General features: G+C 55.8%; 14 protein-coding genes. 6 read left to right on the top strand and 8 right to left on the bottom strand.

Going from position 1 to position 18,993, the window contains the following annotated elements; all coding sequences use genetic code 11:
• Positions 1-167 precede the first annotated feature (167 nt).
• Positions 168-2,873 carry an HTH-type transcriptional regulator MalT gene (gene malT, locus CNE01S_RS16290; protein ID WP_061277351.1) on the bottom strand — a complete coding sequence of 902 codons (2,706 nt, stop codon included), beginning with the start codon at positions 2,871-2,873 and terminating at the stop codon, positions 168-170.
• Between the two features lie 421 nt (positions 2,874-3,294).
• On the opposite strand from malT, the gene malP reads away from it, so the two are divergent.
• Together malP and malQ are read left to right on the top strand one after the other, a co-directional pair.
• Positions 3,295-5,697 carry a maltodextrin phosphorylase gene (gene malP, locus CNE01S_RS16295; RefSeq protein WP_061277352.1) on the top strand — a complete coding sequence of 801 codons (2,403 nt, stop codon included), beginning with the start codon at positions 3,295-3,297 and terminating at the stop codon, positions 5,695-5,697.
• A gap of 9 nt (positions 5,698-5,706) precedes the next feature.
• Positions 5,707-7,785: a 4-alpha-glucanotransferase gene (gene malQ / locus CNE01S_RS16300; RefSeq protein ID WP_061277353.1), complete on the top strand. Its 2,079-nt coding sequence runs from the start codon at positions 5,707-5,709 to the stop codon at positions 7,783-7,785.
• A gap of 78 nt (positions 7,786-7,863) precedes the next feature.
• On the opposite strand, the gene nfuA is transcribed toward malQ, so the two are convergent.
• Entirely contained in the window at positions 7,864-8,439 is a 576-nt protein-coding gene (nfuA, locus tag CNE01S_RS16305) for a Fe-S biogenesis protein NfuA (protein ID WP_008457887.1), read from the bottom strand.
• Positions 8,440-8,497: 58 nt separating this feature from the next.
• Positions 8,498-9,181 (bottom strand): DNA utilization protein GntX, encoded by a 684-nt coding sequence (gntX, locus tag CNE01S_RS16310; protein ID WP_061277354.1) that lies wholly within the window; start codon positions 9,179-9,181, stop codon positions 8,498-8,500.
• A gap of 38 nt (positions 9,182-9,219) precedes the next feature.
• Here gntX and bioH point away from each other — a divergent pair, with 38 nt between their 5' ends.
• Together bioH and CNE01S_RS16320 are read left to right on the top strand one after the other, a co-directional pair.
• Positions 9,220-9,996 carry a pimeloyl-ACP methyl ester esterase BioH gene (bioH, locus tag CNE01S_RS16315; RefSeq protein WP_061277355.1) on the top strand — a complete coding sequence of 259 codons (777 nt, stop codon included), beginning with the start codon at positions 9,220-9,222 and terminating at the stop codon, positions 9,994-9,996.
• Between the two features lie 133 nt (positions 9,997-10,129).
• Positions 10,130-10,408, top strand: coding sequence for a YdgH/BhsA/McbA-like domain containing protein (locus CNE01S_RS16320; protein ID WP_061277356.1), 279 nt, complete (start codon positions 10,130-10,132; stop codon positions 10,406-10,408).
• Between the two features lie 43 nt (positions 10,409-10,451).
• Here CNE01S_RS16320 and feoC read toward each other — a convergent pair whose 3' ends face one another.
• The 5 genes from feoC to greB all read right to left on the bottom strand — a co-directional run bounded on the left by feoC (position 10,452) and on the right by greB (position 16,667).
• Complete coding sequence (gene feoC / locus CNE01S_RS16325) at positions 10,452-10,688, bottom strand: [Fe-S]-dependent transcriptional repressor FeoC (protein WP_061277357.1); 237 nt, start codon at positions 10,686-10,688, stop codon at positions 10,452-10,454.
• A 9-nt stretch (positions 10,689-10,697) separates the two neighbouring features.
• A complete protein-coding gene (feoB, locus tag CNE01S_RS16330; RefSeq protein ID WP_061277358.1) occupies positions 10,698-13,016 on the bottom strand; it encodes a Fe(2+) transporter permease subunit FeoB in 2,319 nt (772 codons plus the stop codon).
• 52 nt (positions 13,017-13,068) lie between these two features.
• Entirely contained in the window at positions 13,069-13,293 is a 225-nt protein-coding gene (gene feoA, locus CNE01S_RS16335; RefSeq protein ID WP_061277359.1) for a ferrous iron transporter A, read from the bottom strand.
• A gap of 449 nt (positions 13,294-13,742) precedes the next feature.
• Positions 13,743-16,076: a Tex family protein gene (locus tag CNE01S_RS16340; RefSeq protein WP_061277360.1), complete on the bottom strand. Its 2,334-nt coding sequence runs from the start codon at positions 16,074-16,076 to the stop codon at positions 13,743-13,745.
• A gap of 111 nt (positions 16,077-16,187) precedes the next feature.
• Positions 16,188-16,667, bottom strand: coding sequence for a transcription elongation factor GreB (greB, locus tag CNE01S_RS16345; protein ID WP_038478036.1), 480 nt, complete (start codon positions 16,665-16,667; stop codon positions 16,188-16,190).
• A gap of 238 nt (positions 16,668-16,905) precedes the next feature.
• Between greB and ompR the strand changes: the two genes are divergently transcribed.
• Together ompR and envZ are read left to right on the top strand one after the other, a co-directional pair.
• The gene (ompR, locus tag CNE01S_RS16350) at positions 16,906-17,625 is read left to right on the top strand and encodes an osmolarity response regulator transcription factor OmpR (protein WP_006177890.1); all 720 of its coding nucleotides are present in this window, start codon (positions 16,906-16,908) and stop codon (positions 17,623-17,625) included.
• Positions 17,622-18,971 (top strand): two-component system sensor histidine kinase EnvZ, encoded by a 1,350-nt coding sequence (envZ, locus tag CNE01S_RS16355; protein ID WP_039288465.1) that lies wholly within the window; start codon positions 17,622-17,624, stop codon positions 18,969-18,971. Before ompR ends, envZ begins: the two co-directional genes overlap by 4 nt.
• Positions 18,972-18,993 lie beyond the last annotated feature (22 nt).

The raw sequence follows: 18,993 nt of genomic DNA on the forward strand, positions 1-18,993 counted from the left end.
GCGTTCACCGTGCTCTGAACGAGCAGGGAAAATTGATCTACGGGTGAACGGAACAACAGCGAACTTACAGATGTAATATCTTCAAATTATTGCGCTTTACATATTTCCCAAATACAGGCCAAAGTACGCTTGGCGCTGCATTTAACTCCCCAGTCCTGGTTAGGTAGCTAAACCCCATACCCCATCATCTTCAGCAATTTCTGCGCATGCTGTACCGCATCCTGACGATGCGCCACGCCCAGTTTCTGATACAGATTTCGGATATGCGTTTTAATGGTCGTTGCCGCGACGTCCAGCTCTCCGGCGATCTGCTCGTTGCTGTAACCTGAATAAATCAGCCCCAGTACCTGCCACTCTCGCTGTGTCAGCGGGCTGGTGCGGATAAGCTCCGGCACTTCCGGGTGGTTGAGCAGGCGGTTCACAAAGCTTTCGTCAAAATGAGCAAACTTATGGCGGTGATGCTGGTTTATCTCGCGCAGGATACGCTGGGCGCGGTGTTGATCCAGCTCCGGCAGCGTGTTGAGCTGGATAAGCTGACGCAGCTGCTGCGCCATCGCTTCCCCTTCAATCACGAAGTGGCTGATGAATCCGGTGCGGTTTGCCAGCGACAGCGCTTCCAGCAGCACGCGCTGAGCATCACTTTTACGCCCCGACTGCCAGTACAGCTGGTTGAGCAGCAGCAGGTTGCGGTTAAGGTCGCTCATCAGGCGCAGGCTGCGGGCGTTTTCGTTTAGCTCTTCCAACACCATTTCCGCCGGATCGTACTCGCCCAGCAGGATTTGTACGCGAGCAATGTTACGCCACTGGCTCTGCAAGAAGTGGTTATTGGCAAATTCAGGCTTCGGCGTCTGACGCAGCCAGTTGGCCGCCGACGTTTTATCGCCAATCATTTGCCAGTAGATCACCCGCACCTTATCGGCGTTGGAGACCCAGTCGCTGTGCCAGGGACCGTTCCCAAGCAAATTTTCAAGGCGGTTAAGGTGATTGCGAGCATTATCCAGGTCACCGCGTGCCAGAGAGCACTGCACCAGCAGCGCCAGGCACTGCAGCTGTTGCTGCGGCTGGAAGCTGGAAAGCACCTCCATTCCGCTGCGGGCTGCCGTTTCGGCTTCATCCAGCCGGGCCCATGCCCAAAGCAGCTGGGCGCGGATACGCTGTAAAAACTCATGCAGCGGCAGTTGCTCGAGGTGCTGCTCGCGAATCAGCACAAAGGCTTTTTCCTGCGTTTCCCATGCGGCCTGTAAAAAACCTTGAGCCAGCAGAATTTCGCTTTGCTGAATCAGACTCCACAGCGCGTAGTGCCAGACATCGTGGCGGCGAGCCATTTGCTCTGTTTGCTGCATAACGGAAAGCGACTTCGTGAGGTCGCCCTTGCAGTGCAGCACTTCGCCGTGAACCGAAGTGGCGACAATACGGCTGTAAAAATTGGCCAGCGGCAGCATTTCCAGCGCCACCATCGCCAGGCGCTCGGCTTCCGCAGGATCGCCCGCGTTGATGGCAACCTGGGCCCGCAGGGCATTAAATTCGCCATGTAGCGTGTCGTCGATAACCAAATTCATTTCCTGCTCGGCTCTCGCCAGCAGGGTGTTCACTTCGCTATAGCGGTGCTGGCTTTGCATCAGCCAGGCCTGGAGCAGTACAAGTTTGGGGTTTTCCAGCAGGCTTTCCCACGGCAGCGCTTTAAGCGACTCTTCCAGCAGCGTCAGTTCGCTGTGATTGAATAGCGCCCATGCGTGTCCCAGCAGGATGTCGCGCAGCATATTGGCATCTCCCGCCGCCAGCGCGTGGTGAATGGCCTCGCTTGGGAAGCCCTGGGCCATCCAGCTTTCAGCGGCCGCCCGATGAATATCCGGCAGCTCTGCGGCCAGCTCCCACTGGCAGCGCTGGCGCAGGAAACTGCCAAACAGCGGGTGGAAACAGAACCATTCGCCGGAATCATCCATGCGCTGCAGGAACAGGCCCTGGCGCTCGGTCTCTTCCAGACGCATCTGGCCGTTTTCTTCGCCTGTCACCTGGCTTATCAGCGTGTCATTCATCGAGCGCAGAATAGAACTTCGCAGCAGGAAGTTGCGGGTATCGGCATCAACGTTATTCAGGACTTCATCCACCAGATAATCTGAAAGATGGCTGGCGTTAATGCCAGACAGGCGGCGCGCAGAATGTTGAGCCGGGGTGTTGCTCTGGCGAGCGGACAAGGCAATTAACTGTAGTGCCGTGACCCAGCCCGCAACGTCATCACACAGGCGGCTGCTGTCCGCTTGCTCGATAGGCGTTGCCAGGCGGTTATCGAAGAACTGTTTGGTTTCCTGATGCGTGAAAGCGAGCTGCTGGCTACCGATTTCCAATAGCTGGTCGCGTACGCGAAGGTTGGCAATGCCAAGCTGCGGTAAGTTACGCGACAGAATCACCAGCGTCAGGTTTTCCGGCTGGTGGCGAATGAAAAAGCGCATCGCTTCGTGGATCACCGGGTTGGCGATCAGGTGGTAATCGTCAATGACCAGATATAGCGGCTTGTCCCATCCCGCCAGTTCGATGAACAACTGGGAAAAGAGCGAAGACAGGCTGGCATATTGCCGCTTTTGCGCCATGATTTCGCTACTGACACAGTGGCCGCCGGTAGCGTGTTGCACGGCAGCAATCAGGTAGCTGGCAAAGCGTTCCTGCTGGTTATCCCCTTCATCAAGGGAGTACCAGCCCAGCTCTTTTCGCCCGGCCGCCCACTGTGAGACCAGGGTAGTTTTACCATAACCGGCAGGGCTGGCGATCAGCGCTAAGCGATAGTTGGCGGCAGTCGAAAGCTTTACCAACAGGCGGTCGCGAACCACAGTGTTTTCCAGCCGAACAGGGCGACTTAATTTGGATGGGATTAACATAGTTGATCACTTCACTGTGTATAAATTTCCCCAACGTATTCCGCGCTGCAAGGCAGTCTTACCGCACTGCAGAAGGAATCATGGAGGGAAATGTTCAAGGATGCGATTTTTTTTACGCTTCGTAATTAATGCTTACGGATAAGGTCTGCCAGAATGCTTTTTATTGCAAGGTTGTTGAACTTTCTATTCTCGGTAAGTTGCACCCTGTCACAGTTCCATTTTTTTCATGAATGCGATTGCCCACTCCTTATGGCAACGCGGCTGAAACCTGTTACATCGCAGCGTCGAGTGGCAGGGATCACATTTTTCACTCATCCTCGCTACTCCTCCCCGCGTAATCCGCGCCGGGAGGAGGAAGTCCCCCAGGCTGCCCGGCACACTAACGGGTAATGATTTTCGAACATTACAGGACCGATTTCCTATGTCACAGCCGATCTTCAGTAAAGAACAGTTCCAGTCCGCTCTGACGCGCCAGTGGCAGCGTTATGGCCTCACTGATGCCAGTGAAATGACCCGGCATCAGTGGTGGCATGCGGTTAGCGGTGCGCTTGCCGAGCTTTTAGCGGCTCAACCAGCAGAAAAACCTGAAGCCAAACAGCGCCACGTAAACTACATCTCGATGGAGTTTCTGATCGGGCGTCTGACGGGGAATAACCTGCTTAACCTGGGCTGGTTCACTGAGGTGAGCGATATACTGAAGGGTTACCAGATTAACCTCACCGATTTACTGGAAGAAGAGACGGATCCGGCCTTAGGCAACGGCGGGCTGGGGAGACTGGCGGCCTGTTTCCTGGATTCAATGGCCACGGTCGGGCAATCGGCCATCGGTTATGGCCTGAACTATCAATATGGCCTGTTCCGCCAGTCCTTTAAGAACGGCAAGCAGATGGAAGCCCCGGACGACTGGCAGCGCGGCAGCTACCCCTGGTTCCGGCACAACAGCGCGCTGGACGTGCAGGTTGGGATCGGCGGTAAAGTGGTTAAAAACGGTAAAAATCAGCGCTGGGAACCGGCCTTTATTTTCCAGGGCGAAGCGTGGGATTTACCCGTGCTGGGCTACCGAAACGGCGTGGCACAGCCGCTGCGCCTGTGGCAGGCAAAGCATGCCCATCCCTTTGATTTAACGAAATTTAACGACGGCGAATTCCTTAAGGCCGAGCAGCAGGGCATTGACGCCGAGAAGCTAACCAAGGTGCTCTACCCGAATGACAATCACCTGAACGGCAAAAAGCTGCGCCTGATGCAGCAGTATTTCCAGTGTGCCTGCTCGGTGGCGGATATTCTGCGCCGTCATCATCTGGCGGGGCGCAAGCTCGCCGAGCTGGCGGATTACGAAGTGATCCAACTCAACGATACTCACCCAACTATCGCAATCCCGGAGCTGCTTCGTGTGCTGATTGACGAGCATCAGTTGAGCTGGGATGAGGCCTGGGCGGTGACCAGTCAAACGTTCGCCTACACCAACCACACCCTGATGCCTGAAGCTCTGGAGTGCTGGGACGAGAAGCTGGTGAAAGCGCTGCTGCCACGCCATATGCAAATCATCAATGAGATTAACAAGCGCTTTAAGCTGCTGGTCGATAAAACCTGGCCGGGCGACGAGGCCGTTTGGGCGAAGCTCGCCGTGGTGCATAACAAACAGGTGCGTATGGCAAACCTGTGCGTGGTGGGTGGCTTTGCGGTTAACGGCGTTGCCGCGCTGCACTCTGAGCTGGTGGTTAAAGATCTGTTCCCGGAATACCACCAGCTGTGGCCGAACAAATTCCACAACGTCACGAACGGCATTACGCCACGTCGCTGGATCAAGCAGTGCAACCCTGCGCTTGCCGCGCTTTTCGACAAGACGCTGAAAAAAGAGTGGGCGAATAATCTCGACGTGCTTGAAGGGTTGGAAAAGCACGCCGATAACGCCAAATTCCGCCAGACCTGGCGCGAAATCAAATACCAGAACAAGGTGAAGCTGGCGGCCTTTGTGAAGGCCCGTACCGGGATTGTGATTAGCCCGGATGCGCTGTTCGATGTGCAGATCAAGCGTCTGCACGAATACAAGCGCCAGCATCTCAACCTGCTGCATATCCTGGCGCAGTACAAAGAGATCCGTGAAAACCCGAAAGCAGACCGCGTACCGCGCGTTTACCTGTTTGGCGCGAAGGCGGCACCGGGCTATTACCTGGCAAAAAATATTATCTTTGCGATCAACAAGGTGGCCGAGGCGATCAATAACGACCCGCTGGTGGGCGACAAGCTGAAGGTCGTTTTCCTGCCGGACTACTGCGTCTCTGCGGCGGAGATCATGATCCCGGCGGCCGATATCTCCGAGCAGATTTCGACCGCGGGCAAAGAAGCTTCCGGCACGGGCAACATGAAGCTGGCATTGAACGGCGCGCTGACGGTGGGGACGCTGGACGGTGCTAACGTTGAAATCGCCGAGAAAGTGGGTGAAGAGAATATCTTTATTTTTGGCCACACCGTCGAGCAGGTTAAAGCCCTGAAAGCCAAAGGCTATGACCCGGTGAAATGGCGCAAAAAAGATAAAGTGCTGGATGCGATCCTTAAAGAGCTGGAGCAGGGCAAATACAGCGAGGGTGATAAGCACGCCTTTGACCAGATGCTGCACAGCATCGGCAAAGAGGGCGGCGATCCTTATCTGGTGATGGCGGACTTTACCGCCTATGCCGAAGCGCAGAAGCTCGCCGACAAGCTTTATCTCGACCAGGAGGCGTGGACGCGCGCGGCCATTCTGAACAGCGCCCGCTGCGGCATGTTTAGCTCCGATCGTTCGATTCGCGATTATCAGCAACGTATCTGGCAGGCAAAACGCTAAGGGAGCGCCATGGAACGTAAACGTCTTGATAGCGCCGCGCTGGCGGCCGGTATCAGCCCGAACTATATCAACGCCCACGGCAAACCGCAGGCTATTCCTGCCGAGACAAAGCTGCGCCTGCTCGAAGCCATGAATCGCACCGCCGCGCCGAAGCAGGTACCCACGCCGGTGCCCGTTGTGCAGGTTTTCACCGCGGGACAGCGGATGCAGCTGACGCTGGAAGGCGAAGGGGAGTTTAGCTGGCAGCTGACTACCGAAGAAGGATATGTCCATCACGGGCATGCCTCCGGCGGCAAGAAATTATCGCTGCCGACGAAGTTGCCTGAGGGATATCACTCTCTGATGGTGACCCAACAAAAACAAAGCTGGGCGAGTCGGGTTATCGTCGCGCCGCCGCGTTGTTATGAGCCGGATGCCTTATTGCAGGGCAAAAAACTGTGGGGTGCGTGCGTGCAGCTGTATACGCTGCGTTCTGAGGCGAACTGGGGCATCGGCGATTTTGGTGACCTGAAGCAGATGCTGGCGGATGTGGCAAAGCGTGGCGGGGCATTTATCGGCCTCAACCCGATTCATTCGCTTTATCCCGCGAACCCGGAAAGCGCCAGCCCGTACAGCCCTTCGTCACGCCGCTGGTTGAATGTCATCTATATCGACGTCAACGCGGTAGAAGATTTCCAAAACAGCAAAGCGGCGCAGGCGTGGTGGAAAAAATCCGCCGTGCAGAAACAGCTTCAGGACGTGAGAGATGTCGAGTGGGTGGATTATTCCGCCGTTACGTCACTTAAAGTTGCGGCGCTTCGTTTAGCCTGGCAGCAGTTCTCGCTGCGTAAATCCAGCGATGAACTGGTGGTCGCGTTTGACAGGTTCGTTGCTGAAGGGGGAGAAGGGCTGTTCTACCAGGCCGCCTATGATGCGCTTCATGCCAGTCAGGTTAACGAAGATCCTATGCGCTGGGGCTGGCCGGTGTGGCCTGAAGGCTATCGCGACGCCCATAGCCCGGAAGTGAAGCAGTTCTGCGAGCAGCATCGGGATGAGGTTAACTTCTGGCTTTGGCTGCAGTATCTGGCCTGGCGTCAGTTTAAGGCGTGCTGGGATGCCAGCCAGCAAGACGGGATGCCGATTGGCCTTTATCGTGACCTTGCGGTGGGCGTTGCTGAAGGCGGCTCCGAGACCTGGTGTGATCGCGAGCTTTACTGTCTGAAAGCCTCCGTTGGCGCGCCGCCGGATATCCTCGGCCCGTTAGGCCAAAATTGGGGGCTGCCGCCGATGGATCCCCATGTCATGGCTGCTCGCGGCTATCAACCGTTTATCGAACTGCTGCGCGCCAATATGACCCACTGCGGCGCGCTGCGTATTGACCACGTGATGTCGATGCTGCGGCTATGGTGGATCCCTTACGGCGAAACGGCGGATAAGGGCGCGTACGTCCAGTATCCGGTCGACGATTTGCTGTCTATCCTTGCGCTTGAGAGCCAGCGTCACCGCTGCATGGTGATTGGTGAGGATTTAGGGACCGTGCCGGTTGAAATTGTCGGTAAGCTTCGCGACAGCGGCGTTTATTCTTACAAAGTGCTGTACTTCGAGCACGATGGCGAGAAACAGTTTAAGGCTCCAGCCTCATGGCCGAGGCAGTCGATGGCGGTCGCCACGACTCACGACTTGCCCACGCTGCGTGGCTACTGGAATAGCGGAGATTTAACGCTGGGCAAAACGCTGGGGCTTTATCCTGACGAAGAGGTGCTGGCGGGGCTGTATGAAGACCGTGAGCGAGCTAAACAAGGCTTGCTGGAGGGTTTGCATAAGTACGGCTGCTTGCCGAAGCGGGCCGGGCATAAAGCGGCGCTAATGACGATGACCGACACCCTCAACCGTGGAATGCAGCGTTATATCGCCGACAGCCATAGCGCACTGCTGGGGCTGCAGCCGGAGGATTGGCTGGACATGGCCGAGCCGGTGAATATCCCTGGCACCAGCGATCAGTATAAAAACTGGCGCCGGAAGCTAACGCGCTCGCTGGAGGCAATGTTTGCCGATGAACGGGTGAATAAGTTGCTGAAGGATTTGGATAAGCGGCGTAAGAAAGCGTAGATACGTCTCAGGTTTCGCGATCTATCCCCTCTCCCTTTTAGGGAGAGGGTGAGGGTGAGGGTGAGGGTGAGGGTCAAACTAATAGTAAGAGTGCTCACCGCGCTGATGTTCGGTCAGGTCACGCACGCCTTTCAGCTCAGGGAACTCAGCCAGCAGCTGTTTCTCAATCCCTTCTTTCAGTGTTACGTCGACCATAGAACAGCCGTTACAGCCGCCGCCAAACTGCAGGATGGCGTAGCCTTCATCGGTAATTTCCATCAGCGTAACGCGACCGCCGTGGCCGGCCAGCTGTGGGTTAACGGTCGCCTGCAGCATGTACTCGACGCGCTCCATCAGCGGCGCATCGTCAGACACTTTACGCATTTTTGCGTTAGGGGCTTTCAGCGTCAGCTGGGAACCGAGCTGATCGGTAACGAAGTCGATTTCGGCGTCTTCGAGGTAAGGGGCGCTCAGCTCATCAACATAGGCCGTTAACTGCTCAAACGGCAGCGCCGTGTCGGTCGCTTCAACCGCATCCGGCGGACAATAAGACACACCACACTCCGCATTCGGGGTGCCAGGATTAATAACGAATACGCGGATTTGCGTCCCTTCTTCCTGATTTGCCAGTAGCTTGGCAAAGTGGGATTGTGCAGCATCGGAAATACGGATCATAACGATTGCTCAATAGTTGACTATTTTAGTCGGTTATAATACGCCCATCGTCGAGGGTCTACAAGGTTCGACACAGGCACCATACCTGGACAGTCGCTGCGCCCTGCTTTTTCAGCAATCGCGCTATCTCCGCAACAGTACTACCCGTCGTCACGACATCATCCACAATAGCCATATGGCGACCCGCCACCGGGATTTCAACCCTAAAGATGCCTTTCAAATTCCTCTTTCTCTCTTTGGCCGTTAACGTGTGCTGCGCCGGTGAAGAACGTATACGTTTGATGGCAAAAGGGAAATACTTGCAACCCAGCCAGCGAGCAAGTGGAGTAGCAATAAGTGCGCTTTGGTTGTAGCCCCGTCGCCACGCTCTGGTGTGGTGTAAAGGCACGCTCAGCACGCTATCGGGCATTTGAATACGTCCCTCTCGCCTGGACGCCAAAATGCGTAGCAGCAGCAGGCGTGCCAAAGCCGGGGCGAGCGAGGGCGTACCGGTAAATTTCAGGTGATGAATCAATGTGCTTAGCGGCGGCAGATAGTCGGTCACGTAGGTTATTGCGTCCCACTCGGGCATTCGCTGCAGGCAGCGACCACAGGGCAAACTCCCGCTCAGGGCCGGTAAACCGCATTGCGGGCAGCAGGCCTGCGGCTTAACGAGCGAAGTGGTGCAGCATGAGCAAATCCCCCAGCCTGAACAGGCAAGCGGTAACTGGCATAGCCAACAGCGGCCAGGGATTGTTAGCATAGCGTTCTCCTTACTGATGAAAATGAGAACGGTAACCGATGAGCGACCTGTGGTGGCAAACAAAAGGTGAAGGAAAAAACGATCTTGTGCTGCTGCACGGATGGGGGCTGAATGCGGAGGTTTGGCACAACATAGAATCAGAACTCGGCTCGCAATTTCGGCTGCATCTGGTCGACTTGCCGGGGTATGGTCGGAGCAAGGGGTTTGGTGCGCTGACGCTGGAGGAAATGGCCGACGTTGTGCTGGCTAAAGCTCCTGAGCGCGCCCTCTGGCTTGGCTGGAGCCTGGGCGGACTGGTCGCTAGTCAGGCCGCACTCGTCAGGCCTGAGCGTGTGAAGGCGCTGGTGACGGTGGCTTCCTCACCCTGTTTTACCGCCGCAGAAGGCTGGCCGGGCATTAAGCCGGAGGTGCTGGCCGGGTTCCAGCAGCAGCTAAGCGAGGATTTTCAGCGTACCGTGGAGCGTTTTCTGGCGCTGCAAACCCTGGGGACGGAAACCGCGCGTCAGGATGCTCGCCTGCTGAAAAGCGTCGTTCTGGAGCAGCCGATGCCGGAGGTGTCCGTGCTTAATGGAGGGCTTGAGATCCTGAGAACCGCCGATTTGCGCACGGGGCTTGCCGCATCAGCAGTACCACATTTACGCCTGTATGGCAGACTGGACGGGCTTGTGCCACGTAAAGTGGTACCTCTGCTGGATGCTCTGTGGCCGCAGTCCAGCTCGGTTATCTTCGACAAGGCCGCCCATGCGCCGTTTATCTCTCATCCGGCGGAGTTTTGCCAGGCGATACGGGAGTGGGAACCAAGCCAGGGGCGGTAAGTTGTTCATCTGTGGCGAAAAAAGCATTTTGTGCCAATACTCAATTATTCACCTTGCGAAGGGTGAATAATTAAACCGTTGCGGGATGAGTCCCGGTTACTAAAAAAGCAGATACCTACGGAGAGTACTGGCTATGAAATTGATAACAGGCATTGTTACTGGATTGTTGGTTGGTGCTGTTTCCTTTGGCGCTTTTGCGGCTAAAGAGCTTGAGAAAGATAAAGTTGCGGGCATGAAATTAACGAAGATCGGCACGATCGTAACGGATAAAACTTCCGCTCCGATGGATGCGAAGCGCGATCTGGTTAAGAAAGCCGATAAGCTGGGGGGTGACTATTACGTGGTGACCAGCGCCGAGAAGTATACTAAAAACGTTCGCGCTACTGCGGATGTTTACAAGATAGCGAAATAACACGCATTTCATGAAGCCGGGCGGGGATGACCCGCCCTTTCTTTTAACGAAGTGCCCAAAGCTCCCGTGCGCACTTTTTCCCTTCTGGACAGCTTTTGCAGCTTCCCGTCAGGCAACTGCTCGGGTCTTCACTGATGCGTGTTGCTTTCCCCATCGCTTCCAGACGATCGAGCATTGCGGCTACCAGCGGCAGAGGGGTGGCAAGCTGCTGGCTTATCTGCTTCGCTTCCAGGCGGCCCTGAAGCGCCAGGGCGTTACGGATATCAATCAGGCTTGCCATCATCGCTCCTTAGTGACAGTCGCCGGCGCTGCTTTGGCAGCAGGATGACTGCGTTTTTCTGGTAGCCAGCAGCGAGACGTCAACGCGGCTGCGGGCCCGGCGCAGGCCGCCCAGCAGCAGGACGTTGAACAACACGACCGCCAAAATACAGATCAGACTGAACTGAGGGTGCTCACTGAAGGTGACGCTTTGGTAGTACAGCGTAGAGAGCGAATAGGCGATGTTCAGCCCCCAAAGTACCGAGAATGTCATCCAGCCCCGGCTTGATTCACGGGCAATCGCGCCCATCACCGAGATACACGGAATATAGAGCAGAACGAAAATGAGATAGCTGTAGGCTGCGGCTTCGCTGCCAAACTTGCTGCTCATCACACCCATCGGCCCGGAGGACATTTCGCCGTCGCCTTTGCTTGCCTCAATCGGGTTTGCCAGCACGCTCAGGCTGAAGGTATTTTTCAGCCCCTGCCAGGTTTCATCGGCTGCGGCGCCCAGCTCATCAAGCAGATTAAAGCTTGCGGCATCAAACTCCTCGTTATGGATATCTTCGGCGGTATAAAGGGTATTCAGCGTACCCACTACCACTTCTTTTGCCATCGCGCCGGTAAACAACCCAACGGTGGCCTGCCAGTTGTCATCGTGGACACCGATCGGCTTCAGCAGAGGGGTTAACACACGGCTGACGGATGCAAGGGCGGAATCGTTAATGTTATCTACCGGCTTGCCGCTAAAGGAGAAACTGTTCAGGGCACCGATGAAAATACTGACGATCACGATGACCTTACCGGCGCGCAGCACGAAGCCTTTCAGACGCTGCCAGGTTTGCAGGATCAGGCTCTTGAGGTGAGGGACGTGGTAAACCGGCAGCTCCATCACGAACGGTGAGGCTTCGCCGCGCATGATGGTGTGCTTCAGCATCAGGCCAGTAAGAATAGCCATCACGATGCCGAGAATATAAAGCGAGAACACCACCAACGCACCCTGCTGGCCGAAGAATGCGGCGGCAAACACCGCGAAAATCGCCAGACGCGCACCGCAGGACATAAATGGCGCCATCATGATGGTCATCAGTCTTTCGCGCGGAGCATCAAGCGTACGGGCCCCCATGACCGAAGGCACGTTGCAGCCGAAGCCGACAATCAGCGGCACGAAGGATTTACCCGGCAGCCCCAGCGACTGCATCAGGCGATCCATCACAAAGGCCGCGCGAGCCATGTAACCGGAGTCTTCGAGGAAGGAAAGGAACAGGTACATCATGCCGATTTGCGGTACCAGCGGCAGCACGGTATTGATCCCGCCGCCTATGCCCTGGGCCAGGAAAATCGTCAGCCAGTCCGGGAAGTGCAGCGTATAGCCGAGCCACTGAATGCCGTGAATAAATATCGCCACCGAGCCGCCATCAAAAATTGGCTGCAGCGCGCCGCCGATGTTAATCGCCAGCAGGAACATCAGGTACATCACCAGCATGAAGATCGGCAGGCCGAGGTAACGATTGAGGATGATTTTATCCATTGCCACCGTCAGCCGGTTGGGTTCGGCGGTCAGGCTATTGCTAACCGCATCGCAAATCGAAGCGATGCTTTGGTAACGGGCATCTGCGATCAGCAGCGCGGGGTCGTCAACGGTTTCAGCGAGGCGCGCGCGCGCCGCGTCAAGATTGTCTGTGGCATTGCCTGCATAAGCGAGGCTGTAGATATCCCCTTCCAGCATCTGCAGCGCCAGCCAACGGCGTTGTGTCACCGGCATTTCCTGCGGCATCTCTTCGGCCAGGCTTTTTGCCTCTTGCAGCAAAATCTGAGGATAGTGCACCAGCTCGTTTTTCTCGTTGGGCTGCTTGCGGTCAATGGCGAGTTTCAGGCTTTCAATGCCACGCCCGCGAGTAGACACCAGCGGCACGACGGGGCAGCCAAGGCGAGCGGCCAGCGCGTCGATGTCGATGCGAATAGCCTGCTTCTCGGCGATATCCAGCATATTAAGCGCAACCACGCACGGAATGCCCAGCTCGAGCAGCTGTAGCGTCAGATACAGGTTACGCTCAAGGTTTGAAGCATCCACTACGTTGATTAACAGATCGGCATCGCCGCTCAGGATGTAGTGACAGGCGATTTGCTCATCAAGCGAAGTTTGCGACGAAATGGTGGTGAGTGAGTAGGTGCCGGGCAAATCAACCAGAGTCACCTGGTGCTCAAGGGTGGAAAACTGACCTTCTTTACGTTCTACGGTGACGCCAGCCCAGTTTCCCACGCGCTGGCGGGCACCCGTCAGCTGATTAAATAACGTGGTCTTACCCGAGTTAGGGTTGCCGATTAAACCTATGGTTAAGTTTTTCATTTTATTCGTGAACTTCGTTGAATGTGCAAAAAGCGCGGATGCTCACCCGCCGTTAGGCAACGGCTTCGATATTCACCAGCGCGAGATCTTTTTTGCGCAGCACAAGGCTTACGCGGCGAGTTTCGATATGAATAGGATCGCCGAGAGGCGCCACGCGGACGACGTTGAATGAAGATCCCGGCAGCATGCCGAGCGACAATAATTTCTGGCGATAAGCCGGGCTGATTTCATTGGCGAAGCCGGTAATTTTCCACGCGCTATTCGGTATGAATTGCATAGGACCTACTTAGAGCTGGGCTCTGCATTGACGCTGACTGAATGAAGGCTTTATCCGCGAGCGATGCGCACGATAAAGCTGATTACGCTATCGGAAGAAAGAGAAGAAATATCGTTCAACACAATGATAATGAGAATGGTTAACGTCGACAATATTTATTTTTCTTTCAAAATTTAACGGAAATTCTTATTTAAGGGGTTTTTAAGGCGAGTGGATTATTTATGGGATAGTAAGTGGTTTTGTTTAATTAACTGAAAATTAAAGCGATACCTTAATCGTAAGGAAGCGAGAGTGTTATTTTACTATTAACGATGTTACAGGAGTGATAATTGCTGGTTTCGCAGCGGAGTCATTATTGAAAATTGATTTAAATCAAAATTAAGTTATTTTTCTGCTTCTGGCAGGACGGTGAAAAATAAATCCTCTCCCCGAAGGGAGAGGAAAAACAATTAACGCTTTTTACCCATCGCAGCCGCCAGGGCATCCATCATGGCGCTATTTCCACCGCTGGCGTTGTCACGCCCGCGTGGCTTTTGCTGTGCTGCCGGCCGCCCTTTTTGCTCGCGAGGGGCGTTACCGCCGTTTCCGCGACGGCTGCCGCTCTCGCCCGGCTGTTCGTCGAGACGCATGGTTAAGGCGATGCGTTTGCGCTGCAGATCAACTTCCAGCACTTTGACCTTCACGATATCGCCCGCTTTCACCACTTTGTGCGGATCGTCGATGAACTTGTCGGACAGCGACGAGATGTGAACCAGGCCGTCCTGATGCACGCCGATATCGACAAATGCGCCGAAGTTGGTGACGTTGGTCACTGCGCCTTCCAGCACCATGCCCGGCGTCAGGTCGTTCATGGTTTCCACGCCTTCGGCAAACTGCGCGGTTTTAAACTCAGGGCGCGGGTCGCGGCCCGGTTTTTCCAGCTCTTTAATAATGTCCGTCACGGTCGGGACCCCGAAACGCTCATCGGTAAACTGGCTGGCCTTCAGATCGCGTAGCTCGCTGCTGTTGCCCATCAGGTCCTGCAGCGCCTGCTGGGTTGCGGCCAGGATGCGTTCGACCACCGGATAGGCTTCCGGGTGAACGGTAGAGGCATCCAGCGGGTTATCACCGTGGTTAATGCGCAGGAAGCCCGCACACTGCTCGAAGGCTTTTGGCCCCAGTCGGCTGACTTTCAGCAACTGCTGGCGATTCTGGAAGCGGCCGTTTTCGTCACGCCAGGTGACGATGTTCTGCGCCATCATGCGGGTCAGGCCGGCCACGCGGGTCAGCAGCGGCACGGAAGCCGTGTTGAGATCCACGCCAACGGCGTTCACGCAGTCTTCGACGACCGCATCCAGCTTCCTGGCCAGCTGAGTCTGGCTGACGTCGTGCTGATACTGGCCCACGCCGATAGATTTCGGATCGATTTTCACCAGCTCGGCCAGCGGATCCTGCAGTCGGCGGGCAATGGAAACTGCTCCGCGGATCGAAACGTCCAGGTCCGGGAACTCCAGCGCCGCCAGTTCGGAAGCAGAGTAGACGGACGCGCCCGCCTCGCTGACGATAACTTTCTGTGCGGTGACCTTCGGGAACTGCTTTTGCACATCCAGGAAGAAGCGCTCGGTTTCGCGGGACGCGGTACCGTTACCGATCGCGACCAGCTCGACGTTGTGCTTCTCGCAAAGTGCAGCCACGGCGACGGCGGCTTTTGCCGCCTGGCCGGTATGCGGATAAATGGTATCGGTGGCAACCAGCTTTCCGGTGGCGTCCACCACCGCGACTTTCACGCCGGTACGCAGGCCCGGATCGAGGCCCATTGTGGCGCGCAGGCCAGCCGGGGCCGCCATCAGCAGATCGTGAAGGTTACGGGCGAAGACATTAATGGCTTCATCTTCGGCGCGTTCGCGCACGGTGCCCATCAGCTCGGTTTCAAGATGCATCAACACCTTGATACGCCAGGTCCAGCTCACTACGGCCTTGCGCCAGCTGTCCGCTGGGGCGTTGTTCAGGCGCAGATTGAGATGGTTGATAATTAGCTGTTCGCAATAGCTCTCACGCGGTGGCTCATCGAACTGCGGGTCAGCATTCAGCGATAGCTGTAATACTCCTTCGTTACGCCCGCGGAACATCGCCAGCGCGCGGTGGGAAGGGACGGTCGCAATGGCTTCGTGGTGGGCAAAGTAGTCGCGGAATTTTGCGCCTTCTTCCTCTTTACCGCTTACCACGGCAGAAACCAGGTGTGCATTCTTCCATAAATAGTCACGCACTTTCGCCAGCAGCGCGGCATCTTCAGCGAAGCGCTCCATCAGAATGTAGCGTGCGCCGTCGAGCGCGGCTTTGGTGTCCGCCACGCCTTTGTCTGCGTCCACGAAGCGAGCAGCTTCCTGCTCCGGGTCGTGTGAAGGCTCGTTCCACAGCAAATCAGCCAGCGGCTCAAGGCCTGCTTCGATAGCGATTTGCCCACGGGTACGGCGCTTGGGTTTATACGGCAGGTAAAGGTCTTCGAGTTCGGTTTTGCTCAGCGTGCCGTTGATGGCACCGGCAAGCTCGTCGCTCAGTTTGCCCTGGTCTGCAATGGATTTGAGGATGGTCTGGCGGCGTTCTTCCAGCTCGCGCAGGTAGCTAAGACGAGTCTCCAGTTGACGCAGTTGCGTGTCATCCAGACCGCCGGTGACTTCCTTACGATAACGTGCAATAAATGGCACGGTATTCCCTTCATCCAGCAGGCGAACGGCAGCTTCTACCTGTTCGTTTCTGGCCTGAAGCTCACCCGCAATAATGCGGCAAAGCGAATCATTCATCATGGCTTTTCATCTGTGTAGTACGGAAAATTCAGCAAACAGTTATACGGATCGGGGCGCGAAAATGCCAGCCGCCGACCCCCGGATATTGGGTTTCAGACAGTTCTGTGCGCATTATTCAGGTTTAGGATACTCAATTTCATTGACGTACCACTGCGCTTCTCCCGCTGGCGTTTGCACTACGGCTAGATCGCCTACTTCTTTTTTGAGCAGCGCTCGCGCCATCGGCGAATCAATAGAAATGTAGTCCTTGCGGCCAAAGATTTCGTCGTAGCCGACGATGCGAAAACGCAGCAGGTCGCCGTCGTCGTTTTCGATTTCGACCCACGCGCCGAAGAAGACTTTGCCTTCCTGTTGCGGCGAGTAATCAACGATTTTCAGCCGTTCAAGAGATTTGGTGATGTAGCGAACCCGGCGGTCAATTTCGCGCAGGCGCTTTTTGTTGTACTGATAGTCGGCGTTTTCGCTGCGATCGCCGAGGCTGGCGGCCCAGGTCACTTTTTTGGTCACCTCAGGGCGTTCTTCACGCCACAGGTAATCCAGCTCTTTTTTGAGCTTTTCGTAGCCTTCACGTGTGATTAACGGCGTTTTCATCTTTTTGCCCTGCAGCCTGTAAAACCAGAGTGTGATTTAAACCGATGCTCAATGAAGAATGCAACCGGTGCATTTTGGGAAGCAAGTCACCAAATTTTGATTTAAAACGTTGATAACCGACTGTTTAATATGCTTTGTAACAATTTCGACTAGAATGTATACCAGAATTGACTGGTTGTATTAGCGCAGTTTTTTAAGAATACACACTCAACTGTTCGAGCCTTTGGGAGTACAAACGATGCAAGAGAACTATAAAATTCTGGTGGTCGATGACGACATGCGCCTGCGCGCGCTGTTAGAGCGTTATCTCACCGAGCAGGGCTTCCAGGTTCGCAGCGTCGCTAACGCCGAACAAATGGATCGTCTGCTGACCCGTGAATCCTTCCATCTGATGGTGCTGGATCTCATGCTGCCGGGCGAGGATGGTCTTTCTATTTGCCGTCGTCTGCGCAGCCAGAGTAACCCCATGCCGATCATCATGGTGACCGCGAAGGGTGAAGAAGTTGACCGTATTGTCGGCCTGGAAATCGGCGCGGATGACTACATTCCTAAGCCGTTTAACCCGCGTGAGCTGCTGGCCCGTATTCGTGCCGTACTGCGTCGCCAGGCCAACGAACTGCCGGGTGCGCCTTCTCAGGAAGAAGCGGTTATCGCGTTCGGCAAGTTCAAGCTGAACCTCGGTACTCGCGAAATGTTCCGCGAAGACGAGCCAATGCCGTTGACCAGCGGTGAGTTTGCGGTGCTGAAAGCGCTGGTAAGCCACCCGCGTGAGCCACTTTCCCGCGATAAACTGATGAACCTGGCCCGTGGCCGCGAATACTCCGCGATGGAGCGTTCCATTGACGTGCAAATCTCCCGCCTGCGCCGCATGGTGGAAGAGGACCCGGCGCATCCGCGTTATATCCAGACCGTTTGGGGTCTTGGCTACGTCTTTGTCCCGGACGGCGCTAAGGCATGAGGCGAGTCCGCTTCTCACCAAGAAGCTCGTTTGCCCGTACGCTGTTGCTGATCGTCACCTTGCTGTTCGTCAGCCTGGTGACGACCTATCTTGTTGTTCTGAACTTCGCGATTTTGCCGAGCCTGCAGCAGTTCAATAAGGTGCTGGCGTACGAAGTCAGAATGCTGATGACCGACAAACTGCAGCTTGAAGACGGCACCCAACTTGTGGTGCCGCCTGCGTTTCGTCGCGAAATTTACCGCGAGCTGGGCATTTCGCTTTACTCCAACGAGGCAGCGGAAGACGCTGGCCTGCGCTGGGCGCAGCACTATGAGTTCCTGAGCCAGCAAATGGCGCAGCAGCTTGGCGGCCCGACCGAAGTGCGCGTTGAGGTGAATAAAAGCTCCCCGGTCGTCTGGCTGAAAACCTGGCTGTCGCCGAATATCTGGGTCCGCGTTCCGCTGACCGAAATCCATCAGGGTGATTTCTCCCCGTTGTTCCGCTATACGCTGGCGATAATGCTGTTGGCGATAGGCGGCGCATGGCTGTTTATTCGAATACAAAACCGACCGCTGGTCGACCTGGAGCACGCTGCGCTGCAGGTCGGTAAAGGTATTATTCCTCCTCCATTGCGCGAATATGGCGCTTCGGAAGTGCGATCGGTGACGCGGGCGTTTAACCATATGGCTGCGGGCGTTAAACAACTGGCGGACGACCGCACGCTGCTGATGGCGGGCGTCAGCCATGACCTGCGCACGCCGCTGACGCGTATTCGTCTGGCAACCGAAATGATGGGGCAGGAAGACGGCTATCTGGCCGAGTCGATTAACAAAGATATCGAAGAGTGTAATGCGATTATCGAACAGTTTATCGACTACCTTCGCACCGGGCAGGAGATGCCGCTGGAGATGGCGGATCTCAATAGCGTACTCGGTGAGGTGATTGCGGCAGAAAGCGGCTACGAGCGTGAAATCGACACCGACCTGCAGGCCGGTGAAATCCGCCTGAATATCCATCCGCTGTCTATCAAGCGTGCGGTGGCCAATATGGTGGTTAATGCGGCGCGCTACGGTAATGGCTGGATCAAAGTCAGCAGCGGCAGCGAGTTAAACCGCGCCTGGTTCCAGGTGGAAGATGATGGCCCGGGCATTGAGCCAGACCAGCTTCAGCATCTGTTCCAGCCGTTTGTCCGCGGTGATAGCGCCCGCAGTACCAGCGGCACCGGGCTGGGCTTGGCCATCGTGCAGCGCATCATCGACAACCATAACGGGATGTTGGATCTCGGGAAAAGCGAGCGGGGAGGGCTGCGTATAAGGGCTTATCTCCCGTTGCCGATAACCCGGGTGGTGACTCATCGGGAAAGCTAGTTTCCCTGTGGCCCAATTAAAA

Source organism: Cedecea neteri NBRC 105707 = ATCC 33855, assembly GCF_001571265.1.
In the GTDB taxonomy this organism is placed as follows: domain Bacteria; phylum Pseudomonadota; class Gammaproteobacteria; order Enterobacterales; family Enterobacteriaceae; genus Cedecea; species Cedecea neteri.

What these genes read in the sequence shown, in the direction of transcription:
- nfuA (WP_008457887.1), bottom strand. Translation starts at nt 8,439, where the DNA reads ATGATCCGTATTTCCGATGCTGCACAATCCCACTTTGCCAAGCTACTG.
- gntX (WP_061277354.1), bottom strand. Translation starts at nt 9,181, where the DNA reads ATGCTAACAATCCCTGGCCGCTGTTGGCTATGCCAGTTACCGCTTGCC.
- bioH (WP_061277355.1), top strand. Translation starts at nt 9,220, where the DNA reads ATGAGCGACCTGTGGTGGCAAACAAAAGGTGAAGGAAAAAACGATCTT.
- malP (WP_061277352.1), top strand. Translation starts at nt 3,295, where the DNA reads ATGTCACAGCCGATCTTCAGTAAAGAACAGTTCCAGTCCGCTCTGACG.
- feoA (WP_061277359.1), bottom strand. Translation starts at nt 13,293, where the DNA reads ATGCAATTCATACCGAATAGCGCGTGGAAAATTACCGGCTTCGCCAAT.
- malQ (WP_061277353.1), top strand. Translation starts at nt 5,707, where the DNA reads ATGGAACGTAAACGTCTTGATAGCGCCGCGCTGGCGGCCGGTATCAGC.
- greB (WP_038478036.1), bottom strand. Translation starts at nt 16,667, where the DNA reads ATGAAAACGCCGTTAATCACACGTGAAGGCTACGAAAAGCTCAAAAAA.
- feoB (WP_061277358.1), bottom strand. Translation starts at nt 13,016, where the DNA reads ATGAAAAACTTAACCATAGGTTTAATCGGCAACCCTAACTCGGGTAAG.
- CNE01S_RS16340 (WP_061277360.1), bottom strand. Translation starts at nt 16,076, where the DNA reads ATGATGAATGATTCGCTTTGCCGCATTATTGCGGGTGAGCTTCAGGCC.
- feoC (WP_061277357.1), bottom strand. Translation starts at nt 10,688, where the DNA reads ATGGCAAGCCTGATTGATATCCGTAACGCCCTGGCGCTTCAGGGCCGC.
- ompR (WP_006177890.1), top strand. Translation starts at nt 16,906, where the DNA reads ATGCAAGAGAACTATAAAATTCTGGTGGTCGATGACGACATGCGCCTG.
- CNE01S_RS16320 (WP_061277356.1), top strand. Translation starts at nt 10,130, where the DNA reads ATGAAATTGATAACAGGCATTGTTACTGGATTGTTGGTTGGTGCTGTT.
- malT (WP_061277351.1), bottom strand. Translation starts at nt 2,873, where the DNA reads ATGTTAATCCCATCCAAATTAAGTCGCCCTGTTCGGCTGGAAAACACT.
- envZ (WP_039288465.1), top strand. Translation starts at nt 17,622, where the DNA reads ATGAGGCGAGTCCGCTTCTCACCAAGAAGCTCGTTTGCCCGTACGCTG.